Source organism: Flagellimonas aquimarina (assembly GCF_003149745.1).
Lineage (GTDB): Bacteria > Bacteroidota > Bacteroidia > Flavobacteriales > Flavobacteriaceae > Flagellimonas > Flagellimonas aquimarina.
Window position 1 is genome coordinate 482,398 of the sequence record NZ_QGEG01000001.1, and the last position, 12,623, is coordinate 495,020.

General features: G+C 37.6%; 10 protein-coding genes. 9 read left to right on the plus strand and 1 reads right to left on the minus strand.

All coding sequences use genetic code 11. The features are described from left to right. Positions 1 to 130: 130 nt before the first annotated feature. From DKG77_RS02155 to DKG77_RS02180, 6 genes are all read left to right on the plus strand, one after another. The gene (locus DKG77_RS02155; protein ID WP_109659742.1) at positions 131 to 679 is read left to right on the plus strand and encodes an RNA polymerase sigma factor; all 549 of its coding nucleotides are present in this window, start codon (positions 131 to 133) and stop codon (positions 677 to 679) included. A 5-nt stretch (positions 680 to 684) separates the two neighbouring features. Next, positions 685 to 1,098, plus strand: coding sequence for a hypothetical protein (locus DKG77_RS02160; protein ID WP_109659744.1), 414 nt, complete (start codon positions 685 to 687; stop codon positions 1,096 to 1,098). Positions 1,099 to 1,321: 223 nt separating this feature from the next. Continuing rightward, positions 1,322 to 1,927 (plus strand): TetR/AcrR family transcriptional regulator, encoded by a 606-nt coding sequence (locus DKG77_RS02165; RefSeq protein WP_109661388.1) that lies wholly within the window; start codon positions 1,322 to 1,324, stop codon positions 1,925 to 1,927. After that, positions 1,928 to 3,259: a TolC family protein gene (locus DKG77_RS02170; protein WP_109659746.1), complete on the plus strand. Its 1,332-nt coding sequence runs from the start codon at positions 1,928 to 1,930 to the stop codon at positions 3,257 to 3,259. Positions 3,260 to 3,283: 24 nt separating this feature from the next. Next, the gene (locus tag DKG77_RS02175; RefSeq protein WP_109659748.1) at positions 3,284 to 4,459 is read left to right on the plus strand and encodes an efflux RND transporter periplasmic adaptor subunit; all 1,176 of its coding nucleotides are present in this window, start codon (positions 3,284 to 3,286) and stop codon (positions 4,457 to 4,459) included. A 16-nt stretch (positions 4,460 to 4,475) separates the two neighbouring features. Beyond that, a complete protein-coding gene (locus DKG77_RS02180) occupies positions 4,476 to 7,985 on the plus strand; it encodes an efflux RND transporter permease subunit (protein WP_109659750.1) in 3,510 nt (1,169 codons plus the stop codon). A gap of 75 nt (positions 7,986 to 8,060) precedes the next feature. Here DKG77_RS02180 and DKG77_RS02185 read toward each other — a convergent pair whose 3' ends face one another. Next, the gene (locus tag DKG77_RS02185) at positions 8,061 to 8,411 is read right to left on the minus strand and encodes a toxin-antitoxin system YwqK family antitoxin (protein WP_109659752.1); all 351 of its coding nucleotides are present in this window, start codon (positions 8,409 to 8,411) and stop codon (positions 8,061 to 8,063) included. Between the two features lie 332 nt (positions 8,412 to 8,743). Here DKG77_RS02185 and aspS point away from each other — a divergent pair, with 332 nt between their 5' ends. The 3 genes from aspS (at position 8,744) to DKG77_RS02200 (ending at position 12,600) form a co-directional block, all read left to right on the plus strand. Then, entirely contained in the window at positions 8,744 to 10,492 is a 1,749-nt protein-coding gene (aspS, locus tag DKG77_RS02190) for an aspartate--tRNA ligase (RefSeq protein ID WP_109659754.1), read from the plus strand. 63 nt (positions 10,493 to 10,555) lie between these two features. Next, complete coding sequence (locus tag DKG77_RS02195) at positions 10,556 to 12,340, plus strand: chloride channel protein (protein ID WP_109659756.1); 1,785 nt, start codon at positions 10,556 to 10,558, stop codon at positions 12,338 to 12,340. Continuing rightward, entirely contained in the window at positions 12,337 to 12,600 is a 264-nt protein-coding gene (locus DKG77_RS02200) for a hypothetical protein (RefSeq protein ID WP_109659758.1), read from the plus strand. The genes DKG77_RS02195 and DKG77_RS02200 overlap by 4 nt, the downstream gene beginning before the upstream one ends. The last annotated feature ends 23 nt before the right edge of the window (positions 12,601 to 12,623 follow it).

The following is a 12,623-nucleotide window of genomic DNA, read 5'->3' on the forward strand; positions in this document are numbered from 1 at the left end:
AGAGTTTACCTGCACATTTTGCATTTCAGAAACCAAGATTTGCAAGGTTTGAAAAAAGTTTGTGCAAAAAACGCAATAGATTTGAAAACCTTCGTCTTTATAATTGAAGACAGCAAACAGCCTTTTTTGAATGGTTTCCAATAAAGAGAACTATAAAAACCTTACAACTTTTTTTGATGATGAGTATCATTCTCTAAAGGTATACGTGCGCTCAAGAGTGGATGATACAACAGAAAGGGACGCCGAGGACATTATTCAAGATGTGGCTTTGCGAATATTCTCAAGGCCAGATGATTCCTCACCCATAAACAATATTGCGGGCTTTGTATACAATTCCATCAAAAATAGAATCATTGATGTAATGAGGACCAAAAAAGAAAAAGTGCATGAGACAGACGATATTGATAAACAATGGGCCGAGTTTGCAGAACTCTTTTACGATACCGCAGACAATGTATACCCAGAAGATTCTGTACAAGCTCTTAAAGAAGCAATAAAGCAACTAAAGCCTTCTTATCAAGACATTATCATCGCGATTGATTTTGAAGGTTACACCTACAGGGAAATTGCTGAGCAAACGGGCATTTCTCTTGGAACATTAATGTCAAGAAGACATAGGGCACTATCCCTATTATCAAAAAAATTAGAACTAGAAAAAATAAGAATTAATAAAAATTGAAGAACATGGAACATACGGGTAGATATGAAAGAAAAATGGAGCGATATGTAACCAAAGCGGTTAAGGTCTTGTTCATGATCATTTTTGGAATTATCATGATTTTTTTAATGGGCTTTGTGTTCATGTGGTTATGGAATTGGTTGATGCCAGATATTTTTGGTTTAACCACCCTTACCTACTGGCAGTCTTTTGGTTTATTGGCATTGGCCAAAATAATTTTTGGATTTGGTGGTGACTCATCAAAAGGTGGCGGACATAAAAAGTCCAAAAGGGGTGATAAACTGAAGAAATATTGTAACTCCAAAAATGGAGATTCTGATTGGAGGCACTATGACCAATTTTGGAAAGAAGAAGGGCAAGAAGCTTTTAATGCTTATGTGGATAGAATTAAAAAAGAAGATCTAGATGAAGGAGAGTAAAAAGAACAGTCCCATTCAGAGAAGGCAGGCTTACCAATACAGGACATTTTTTTGGAGTTCAAACAGTAAAACAACAGTCCAGTCCAATAAGAGTTTCTTTTTTCGTCTTTTTATGGGTAGTTGAACCATTATTCCCAAAGAACTAAGGATACGTTAAAAAAATGTAAAACTTTGGAAACTTTTTTTGTTTTTAAAGTTTCCAAATCTATTTTTGCTGCCCATTATGCGAGAAAAGATTTTACATAAAGCGACGGAACTGTTCTTAAATCTAGGGTTTAAGAGTGTAACCATGGATGATTTGGCCAATGAAATGGGAATTTCTAAAAAGACCATTTACTCCCATTTTGAAAATAAAACCAAATTAGTGGAAGAGAGTACCATGGATTTGTTTTGGTTTATTTCCAACGGCATTGATGAAATTGTTGCGCTACAAAAAAACCCAATTGAAGAGCTTTACGAGATCAAAAAGTTTGTTATGCTCCACTTAAAAGATGAAAAATCATCACCACAGTACCAATTGCAGAAATACTATCCAAAAGTGCATGAAACTTTAAAAAGAAAACAATATGAGGTTATGCAAGAATGTATCATCGCAAATGTAAAGCGTGGAATGGAAATGGAGATTTATAGAGATAATCTTAATGTAGAATTTGTCTCTAGAATTTATTTTTCCGGTGTGACCAGCATAAAGGACAACAGTCTTTTTCCAATGCAAATTTTCTCCATGATTCAATTAATGGACTATTATCTAGAATACCATCTGCGGGGCATTGTGACCCCAAAGGGAAGAAAAATATTAAACTCAATCATCAATTCAAACCAAGAATAAATGCGAACAACCTTAATTAGTTTACTGTTAATAATCCCATTGTTCTCTCAAGCGCAGGAAAGCAAAAACAGCTTTAGTCTAGACGAGGCAATAGCCTATGCATTGGAGCATAATTATTCTGTAATCAATGCGGACAGGGATATAGTGGATGCGCAAAAGCAAAAATGGGAAACCATTGCGGGCGGACTTCCACAGATTTCTGGAGCTATCAGTTATCAAAACCAGCTAAAACAACCCGTTTCACAAATTCCTGCTGAGTTTTTTGGAGGAGAACCTGGCACTTTTCAAGAAGTAGTCTTTGGCCAGCCCCAGTCTGCAAGAGCTACCGCTACATTGGAACAGCAGATTTTCGATGGATCTTACATTGTTGGTGTTCAGGCGACAAAAGCTTTTTTAAGTTATAGCCAAAATAATAAGGAAAAAACAGATTTGGACGTTAGAAAAGCTGTTGTAGAAGCGTATGGAAATGTATTGTTGGCTCAAGAAAGTGTGTTGATCTCTGAAAACAACAAAGCTACTTTAGAAAAGAACCTTTATGAAACCAAGCGGATTTATGAGAATGGGCTGGGGGATGAAGAAAGTGTGGATCAGTTGCAGATCACATTGTCTTCCGTGGACAATCAGCTAAAAAATGCAAAACGTCTAGAGAAGATTACCCTTCAAATGCTGAATTTGATGATGGGTTTACCTATTACATCCCCAACAGAACTGACCGAAAATCTTGATGATTTGGCTCAAAAGCAAATTAATCTGGGATTGGTGGATTCTGAATTCAACATAGAGAACAACGTAGATTATAAGTTGGCCCTCAATTTGAATGAACAACGTTACTATGAGCATAAGCTGGCAAAAAGTAGAGCGTTGCCCACATTGAATGCCTTTGTTAATTATGGAGGGAACTCCTTTAGTGATAGCTTTAATTTTTTAAGTAGTGGACAAGAATGGTTTGGCCAATCTATTTTAGGGTTCGACCTCAACATCCCCATTTTCAGTTCATTAAAAAGAAGTGCAAGTACGCAACGTGCCAAAATAGCGCTGGAAAAAGCCAAAACACAGTTTACAGAAGCCCAAGAACAGATACGGTTACAGTTGGAAAGCGCAAAAAGCGATTACATACTTTCCATAGAGGAATATGATACCTCAAAACAGAATTTAAAACTTGCTGAACGTATCGAAAACAAAAATCAAATTAAATATTCTGAAGGATTGGCGACCAGTTTTGAGCTTAGACAAGCACAGACACAGCTATATTCCACACAGCAGGAATACCTGCAATCCATGGTTGATGTCATCAACCGCAAAACAGAATTGGAAATCATATTAAATCAATAGTCAAAAAAAGAAAACCATATCAACATGAAAAATTTAATATATCTAGTACTTACGGCCCTTGTTCTATCTTCCTGTGGAGGAGGCAACAATGGCTCGGTAGAAAGCGTTATCGCCGGGAATGATTTGGAGGCAATCCGAGCAAAACGAACAGAGATTTCAGAACAGCAAAAAGGCTTGGAAATGGAAATTCAATCCTTGGATTCTGTTATTGCGTTGCTAGATGATAATGCAAAACTCCCTCTAGTTACAACAATACAGACCAAAACCGAAAGGTTTGATCATTATTTAGAGCTTCAAGGTGATGTAACCACAAAACAGAATGTGCTTATTTATCCTGAAATGGGCGGCACTTTATATCGTGTTTATGTAAAAGAAGGCCAAAAAGTTTCCAAAGGTCAATTATTGGCTTCAATAGATGATGGGGGGCTGTCCAGTCAGTTGGCGCAGTTAAAAACACAATCCGCATTAGCCAAGACCACATTTGAGCGCCAAAAAAGACTTTGGGAGCAAAATATTGGTTCTGAAATTCAATACTTGGAGGCAAAAACTTCCTATGAAGCACAAGAAAGTGCTGTAAAGCAAATGCAGAGTCAAGTTTCAAAGTCCTCTATAAGAGCACCATTTTCAGGAATTATTGATGATGTTATAAAAGATCAAGGTACAGTTGTTAGCCCTGGTCCCGGTTCAGAAGTTTTCCGTATTGTCAACCTTAGCAATATGTACATTAAAGTGGAAGTTCCTGAGAGTCATTTACCTAATGTAACTCCGGGAAAAAATGTTAATGTCTATTTCCCTGTGCTTGATTACAGTGTAAAAACCAAGGTGAGACAAACTGGCAATTTTATTAATCCCAGCAATAGATCTTTTACAGCAGAAATTCCTGTTCCAAGTAACGGAGGCAATATAAAGCCAAATCTTACTGCAAAGGTCATGATCAATGATTATACCAATGATAATGCTATCCTAATTCCACAAAGTATTGTTTCTGAAAATGCGGAAGGTGAGCAATACGTGTATTTGGTTAGTGCCGATTCTATTTCTTCAGATGCAATAGCACAAAAAGCAATCATCACTACCGGAAAAACACAAGGTGATTATGTGGAAGTACTTTCAGGGGTGAATAGTGGTGATGGTATTATTAACGAAGGTGCAAGAAGCGTTAAAGAAGGGCAGAAAGTAAAAATCAAGAATGGCCAATAGCCAAAAGACATAGACTATGAGTAAGCAAAAGAAAAAAGTGGATAAAGAATTTGGACTGGCATCTTGGGCAATTAACAACAAAACAACAATGTATGTTTTGATAGCCGTTATACTTTTTCTAGGAGCATCGGCTTATTTTAGCATGCCCCGAGAAAATTTTCCGGAGATAAAGGAGACCAAGATCTATATTAGTTCCGTGTACCCAGGGAACACAGCTGAAGATATAGAAAAACTTATTACAGACCCACTTGAGGACGAGCTCAAAACCGTTAGCAATGTGGTCGAGATTACCTCAACATCTCAAGAAGACTATTCTATAATCATTGTTGAGTTTGACGAAAATTTATCTGTAGAAGCTGCTAAACAAAAGGTGAAGGACGAGGTAGATTCAAAAACCGCTGGAGAAGACTGGCCTACTTTTAATGATGCTAAAGTTGAACCCAATGTGTTTGACTTGAGCATGTCCGAAGAGATTCCAATTTTAAACATTAATATCTCTGGAGACTACCCAGTTGATAAACTCAAAGAATATGGGGAATATTTAGAGGATGAGATTGAGAGTCTACAGGAAATAAAACAAGTAGATATACGCGGCGCACAAGAAAAGGAAGTTGAAGTTGCCGTGGACATTTACAAAATGATGGCCGCTCAAGTTAGTTTTGACGATGTTATCAATACCATAGACAGGGGAAACACTACAATTTCTGCTGGTAACCTAATTACTAGTGGACAACGAAGAACAATAAGAATTGTAGGCGAAATTGATGAGCCGAGCGAGCTTGAAAGCTTTGTGGTAAAATCTGAAAACAATAACCCAATTTATCTAAAAGACATTGCTGTTGTAACCTTTAAAGAGGAAGACAAGACCACCTTTGCAAGAGAGTTTGGACATCCTGTTGTAATGTTGGACGTTAAAAAACGAGCTGGTAAAAACATGGTTGCCGCAGCAGAACAAATTCAAGTTATTGTCGAAGACGCAGTTAAGAATGTATTTCCACAGGACTTAGAAGTGAGTATTGCCAATGATCAATCATCAAAAACCATAGGGCAGGTTGATGATTTAGTGAACAATATCATTTTTGGTATTATTCTGGTTGTTACCGTTTTAATGTTCTTCTTAGGATTTAAAAATGCCCTTTTTGTGGGCTTTGCAATTCCTATGTCCATGTTCATGTCGCTGATGATATTGAGCCTTTTGGGATACACAATGAACACCATGATTCTTTTTGGATTGATCATGGGTCTAGGTATGCTGGTTGATAATGGTATTGTTGTAGTAGAGAACGTTTACCGTTTAATGGATGAAGAGGGCATGTCTCGTATTCAAGCTGCCAAAAAAGGGATTGGAGAAATTGCGTTCCCTATTATAATTTCTACATTGACTACGGTTGCAGCCTTTGTGCCCCTAGGGCTTTGGCCTGGAGTAATGGGTCAGTTTATGATCTATTTCCCTGTAACCCTGTCGGTTGTTCTTGGTTCATCATTGTTTGTCGCAATCTTTTTTAACTCCGTATTGGTGTCTCAATTTATGACCACTGAGGACAAAGACATGCCCTTAAAGCAGATTATTAAAATAACGGCTATTATGGCAGGAATTGGGTTGTTGATTCTGATTTTTGGTGGTAGTTATCGTGCGCTGGGCACCTTGATGATAGTGACCTCAATTTTGCTTTGGATCTATAGATTGTTCCTAAGGAATTGGGCCAATGGTTTTCAGAACAAAATCTTACCTAGATGGGAAAGGTTTTATGAAAAAACGCTTAGAAATGCGTTAACCGGAAGAAAGCCCATTTTTATTGCCATAGGTACTTTTGTACTGCTCCTTGTTGCTTTTATGGGCTTTGGAGCTTCTGTTGGCAGTCAACGTACCAAAGTGGAATTCTTTCCAGACAATACTCCAAATCAGATTATTGTATATATAGAATACCCTGAAGGAACAGACATTAAGAAAACCAACGAAATCACAAACGATGTTGAACAAAGGGTCTATGATATCATTAATGAAGATGCCTACATGCATGGAGACTATAACTTCTTAACAGAGAGTGCGGTTTCTCAAGTAGGCGAAGGAGCTGGAAATCCGCAGACAGATGGTGGCTCTGCAGCGGAAATGCCTCATCGTGGAAAAATTACTGCAACCATGCGTGAATACAAATTCCGTGAAGGTGCTGATAGTAACGACCTATTAAAAAAGGTGCAAGAAGCACTAAAAGATGTATATCCCGGTGTTGCAATTTCGGTAGAGAAAGATGCCGTGGGCCCACCTGCAGGCTATCCCATTAATATTGAATTGGAAGGAGATGATTATTCCAAGTTAATCGCTACCGCAGAAAGAATGCGTAATTATATCAACGCAAAAAACATCCCGGGGATTGATGAGCTTAAAATTGATGTGAATAAATCTAAACCGGCCATGTTGGTTGCCGTGGACAGAAAGAAAGCGGGAGAGCTTGGAGTAGCTACTGGTCAAGTTGGACAACAGCTTAGAAATTCAATTTTCGGAGCTAAGGCGGGCATCTACAAAGAAGATGGTGAAGATTATGATATTTATGTTCGCTTTAATGAGGAAAACAGATACAATACAAGTGCCATTTTTAACCAAAAAATCACTTTTAGAGATCAGTCTTCAGGACAAATAAAGGAAGTCCCTGTTTCCGCTGTTGCAAAACAAGTGAACAGTTCTGGTTTTAGTGCTATTAAGCATCGTGATGTTAAACGAGTGGTTACCGTTTACTCAGCACTTGCTCCCGGATTTACGGATGCGGGTGCAATTGTGAGTAAGGTTCAAGGTGAAATGGAAAGCTTCAAAGACCTTCCGGATGGAATACATATTGATTACACTGGTCAGATAGAGGAGCAAAACAAACAAATGGCCTTTTTGATGGGAGCATTTTTCACCGGACTGGGGTTGATTTTCTTTATTCTGATTTTCCAATTTAACTCGGTTTCCAAACCAGGAATTATCATGCTGGCTATTTTCCTGAGTTTAATAGGTGTTTTTGGTGGTATTGTTGCTACAGGAAGTGCATTTGTTATCATGATGACCATGATGGGTATTATTTCACTTGCAGGTATTGTTGTAAACAATGGTGTGGTGCTCTTGGATTATACCCAGTTGCTTATTGATAGGAAAAGTGTGGAGCTTGAGTTGGAAGACGGAGAACTGTTAAACTCTAAGGATTTTATGGAGGCCGTTGTTAAAGGCGGCAAAGCAAGGCTGCGTCCTGTATTGCTTACGGCAATCACTACTATTTTAGGATTGATTCCTTTGGCAACAGGTTTCAACATTAATTTCTTTACGCTTTTCAGCGAGTTCAATCCAAATATTTATTTTGGAGGTGATAACGTAATTTTCTGGGGACCTTTAGCATGGACCGTTATTTACGGATTGTTGATTGCTACCTTTTTAACATTGATTGTTGTTCCCATTCTTTTTAGCCTTGTATACAGAATTAAAGTAAGGGTTAGAAAAAATAAAATCAGGAAAGAAGAAAGCAAAAAGGAAGAGCTGGATATTGCGGCTTAACCTTAAAAAACAGTTTTAAACTAAAAAAGCCCTGGCAAATTTGCCAGGGCTTTTTTGTTTTCCGTTTTTTTTGAATCACTTGTTGGTAGTCGCCACTTGTGATTGATTCCAATTTTTTACATCAACAATACGATTATCCGCATAATCAACTTCCTTTAAAATCTCACCTTCCCAAAAGAACCATTTACCAGATTTAGTACCATTAATATATTTTCCAGAGGCAATTTTATTGCCTTCTGAGTTATACATAAACCACTGTCCATGCAATTTACCATCCAAGTAATGTCCAACTTGAGCTATCTGACCGTTTTCGTGAAAATATGTAGCCTTAACCATTTCGCCTACTTTCTCAAGAGTAGGCTCCGTACTTTGTGAATACATACCAACTGAAAATACGACTGCCATCAAAAATATTATTTTCTTCATATGATATGGGTTTTGTAGAATTAATCTATAATCTTAACGATATAAATGTACCATTATTTTACATTAAATACATATTTAAGTAACATTAAATTTACATTAAACCTGTAAGTATTTGATAAATAGAAAGTTAAATTATCATCTATATTGTAAATGTTTTCCGTTTATTGGTAAAACCGCGAAAACAAGGTGCAGGCCATTGGCAAAATAGACAAGCTAATCCCTGCTATTTTGTTTTTCTTTTGTGATTGGCAAATTTATTATCCATCAGAAAATCCATATATCTAGCGGTATATATTTACATTCCTATTAAATTTGCCGCTCAGATAGAAATCATGTATAGAAGCAACACCTGTGGTGACTTAAGAGCATCACATATAAATAAAGAAGTTGTCCTAAGCGGCTGGGTTCACAAAGTAAGGGATAAAGGTTTTGTAATCTGGATCGACCTTCGTGACCGTTATGGCATTACACAATTGGTACTGGACCAAGATCGTACCGCAATGGCACTTTTGGAACAAGCAAAAGAACTGGGCCGAGAAACTGTAATACAAGTAAAAGGTAAAGTTATTGAAAGAACTTCCAAAAACCCTAACATCCCAACAGGAGATATAGAGGTGCTCGTAACTGAACTTCAAATATTGAACGAATCTATTTTACCTCCTTTTACCATTGAGGATGATACTGATGGCGGTGAAGACATTCGTATGAAATATCGCTATCTGGATATTCGAAGGAATCCTGTTAAAAACAATCTTATGTTTAGGCATAAGGTGACCATGGAGGTTCGCAAATACCTTTCGGATCAAGAATTTATTGAAGTTGAAACTCCTTATTTAATAAAGTCCACACCAGAAGGTGCTCGGGATTTTGTGGTTCCAAGTAGGATGAATGAAGGGCAGTTCTATGCCCTCCCCCAATCTCCACAAACATTTAAGCAATTGCTTATGGTAGGTGGAATGGACAAGTATTTTCAGATTGTTAAGTGTTTTAGGGACGAAGACCTAAGAGCTGATAGACAACCTGAATTTACGCAGATAGATTGTGAAATGGCTTTTGTTGAACAAGAAGACATTTTAAATGCTTTTGAAGGATTGACCAAACATCTACTAAAAGAAATTCACGGCATAGATTCACAAGATTTTCCAAGAATCACCTATGATGATGCGATGCGTTTGTATGGTAATGACAAACCTGACATTCGTTTTGGAATGGAGTTCGGTGAACTTAATGCTGTTGCCCAACATAAAGATTTTAATGTTTTCAACTCGGCAGAGTTGGTAGTTGGCATTTCTGTTCCTGGTGGAGCTTCCTATACACGAAAAGAAATTGACAGGCTTATTGATTGGGTCAGACGGCCACAAGTAGGTGCCAAAGGCATGGTCTATGTAAAATGTAATGAAGATGGCACATATAAATCTTCAGTTGACAAGTTTTATGGTCAAGAAGATTTGGCCAAATGGGCAGAAGTTACCAAAGCAAAGGCAGGGGATCTTATCTGTGTGCTTTCAGGAAACACCAATGAAACAAGGGCACAGTTAAGTGCACTTCGTATGGAATTAGCGGAACGCTTAGATCTTAGAAAACCGGATGATTTTGCGCCCTTGTGGGTAGTTGACTTTCCCTTATTGGAACTAGATGAAGAAACGGGAACCTACCATGCCATGCACCATCCATTTACCTCTCCTAAACCAGGACAAATGGAGCTGTTGGAAACCAGTCCGGGAGAAGTAAAGGCGAATGCTTATGATTTGGTGTTGAACGGAAATGAAATTGGCGGGGGTTCTATCCGAATTCACGATAAGGACATTCAGGCTACCATGTTCAAACATTTAGGTTTTACTCCAGAAGAGGCAAAAGCACAATTCGGGTTCTTAATGGATGCTTTTCAGTACGGTGCACCTCCCCATGGTGGAATTGCTTTCGGTTTAGATAGATTAGTTTCTATTTTAGGTGGACAGGAAACCATCCGGGATTTTATTGCTTTCCCAAAAAACAACAGCGGTAGAGATGTAATGATTGATGCTCCTGCACCAATTGATGATGAACAATTAAAAGAGCTTCATTTAAGGCTAGATATATAAGATATTATAGAATCCCGCTCTTAAGCGGGATTTTTTAATACTTTTAAGTGTATCATCAACCCCATGCCCAACAAAAAGAAAAGTTTACTGACACGTTTCCTTAAATGGCGATATAAGAATATCTCCAATAGGACCTTTGTTCATATCATGAGCTTAGTAGTTGGCTTTTTGGCAGGATTGGTAGCAGTTACTCTAAAAAACACTACCTATTTTATACAGTCCCTACTAGAAAAAGGAATAGTTTTTTCTGAAAACCAGCTGTACTTTATTCTACCAATTATTGGTTTGGCCCTAGTGTTTCTCTATGTAAAATTTGTACATAAAAAACCAATTCAACATGCAGTTTCTTCTATTATATTCTCTCTATCAAAAAAAGGCGGATTGTTAAATGTAAAAGATATCTATACTCCTTTAATTGCCGCACCATTAACAGTTGGCTTTGGTGGATCTGTTGGGTTGCTGGGGCCTGCGGTTAAATCTGGATCCGCACTAAGTTCCAACCTTAGCAGGTTATTTCATATAGATGCCAAAACACGTTCCTTATTGGTTGCTTGTGCATCTGCCGGGGCTATTTCGTCCATATTTCAATCTCCCATTGCAGCCATTATTTTTGCTGTGGAAGTATTCACTTTGGATTTGACCATGCTCTCTATGCTTCCGTTACTTTTGGCATCAATTTCAGGTGTACTTACCTCCTATTTCTTTTTGGGTAATGAGGTGCTTTTTAGTTTTTCACTGTCCGAAGGTTTTCAACTCAAAGACACTCTTTTCTATATTTTGTTAGGAGTGGGCACTGCATTTGCCTCTATATATTTTACCAAAATGTACTTTGGAATTTTTGATTTGTTCAAGCGCTTCAAAAGCCCAAAATATAAACTTTTGTTTGGTGGTATTGCCATTGGGGTCATGCTATATGCAATTCCCCCATTATATGGTGAAGGTTTTGGGTTTATCAACAATTTATTGGAAGGAGAACACTTAAAAGCTTTGGGTAAAACCCCTTTTGATGATTTTACAAACAACATTTGGGTAGTTATAGCCCTATTGTTTGGCATTACCATATTTAAGGCCATTGCCATGACCGCTACATTTGCGGCAGGGGGTGCAGGAGGGATATTCATCCCAACCATGGTCATGGGCAGCGCTCTAGGCAACGTATTGGCCAAGGTCATCAATAATCTGGGACTTGGTTTTGCTGTTTCGGAAAGTAATTTCACACTCATCGGAATGGCAGGATTAATTGCCGGTGTAATTCATGCTCCACTGACCGCAATTTTCTTGATTGCCGAAATCACGGGTGGCTATGAATTGTTCGTTCCATTAATGATCACAGCCTCTATATCCTATTTAATCACCAAAAATGCGCTGGACTATACTATTTATACTAAAGAATTGGCAAAAATTGGTGCTGTACTCACCCACAACAAAGATCAAATGGTGCTGGGTCTAATGGAAATGGATGATGTTATAGAAAAAAACTTCAAATCTGTTCGCCCAGAAATGTCCCTTGGTGAAATGTTGCACGAATCGGTCTCAAAATCCAAAAGAAACATTTTTCCCGTTTTAAATGAGGAAGAAAAATTAATGGGTATCATCGTCTTGGACGATATTCGTGAATTCATGTTCGATAACGAACTTTACAATTCCGTTTATGTTAAAAATTTAATGCACGCCCCACCGGAGCACATTTTCTACGATACCGATAGTATGAAAATTGTAATGCGAAAATTTCAGGATAGCGGTGCTTGGAACTTACCGGTCATTAAAGAGGGAAAATACGTTGGTTTCATTTCAAAATCAAAATTGCTAACCGCATACCGTAGAAAATTAATTAACTATACCCGATGAAGTCTAAATTAAAATATATAATTACTCTAATTGTCTTGCTTTCTTTTACCTCGATCATATATGGTTTTAGAATTAAAAAAGATCAACCTTCTACTGCCAATAAATATATTGGAAGTGGAACTGTAGGTATTTTCTTGGTAGCTATGCCGCTTTTTTTGTTTAAAGAAAGTAAGGGGAAAAACATGAAAGATTATATGTTGACCAAGGAGAATATTAAAAAAATGCAAGCTAAGGAGGGAGAAAACCCTGAAAATCAATAATTTTATTAAGATTTAGAGCTTAT

Excerpts from the sequence above, each read along its gene's own strand:
- DKG77_RS02195 (WP_109659756.1), top strand. The coding sequence starts at position 10,556 with ATGCCCAACAAAAAGAAAAGTTTACTGACACGTTTCCTTAAATGGCGA.
- DKG77_RS02160 (WP_109659744.1), top strand. The coding sequence starts at position 685 with ATGGAACATACGGGTAGATATGAAAGAAAAATGGAGCGATATGTAACC.
- DKG77_RS02185 (WP_109659752.1), bottom strand. The coding sequence starts at position 8,411 with ATGAAGAAAATAATATTTTTGATGGCAGTCGTATTTTCAGTTGGTATG.
- DKG77_RS02200 (WP_109659758.1), top strand. The coding sequence starts at position 12,337 with ATGAAGTCTAAATTAAAATATATAATTACTCTAATTGTCTTGCTTTCT.
- aspS (WP_109659754.1), top strand. The coding sequence starts at position 8,744 with ATGTATAGAAGCAACACCTGTGGTGACTTAAGAGCATCACATATAAAT.
- DKG77_RS02165 (WP_109661388.1), top strand. The coding sequence starts at position 1,322 with ATGCGAGAAAAGATTTTACATAAAGCGACGGAACTGTTCTTAAATCTA.
- DKG77_RS02175 (WP_109659748.1), top strand. The coding sequence starts at position 3,284 with ATGAAAAATTTAATATATCTAGTACTTACGGCCCTTGTTCTATCTTCC.
- DKG77_RS02170 (WP_109659746.1), top strand. The coding sequence starts at position 1,928 with ATGCGAACAACCTTAATTAGTTTACTGTTAATAATCCCATTGTTCTCT.
- DKG77_RS02155 (WP_109659742.1), top strand. The coding sequence starts at position 131 with ATGGTTTCCAATAAAGAGAACTATAAAAACCTTACAACTTTTTTTGAT.
- DKG77_RS02180 (WP_109659750.1), top strand. The coding sequence starts at position 4,476 with ATGAGTAAGCAAAAGAAAAAAGTGGATAAAGAATTTGGACTGGCATCT.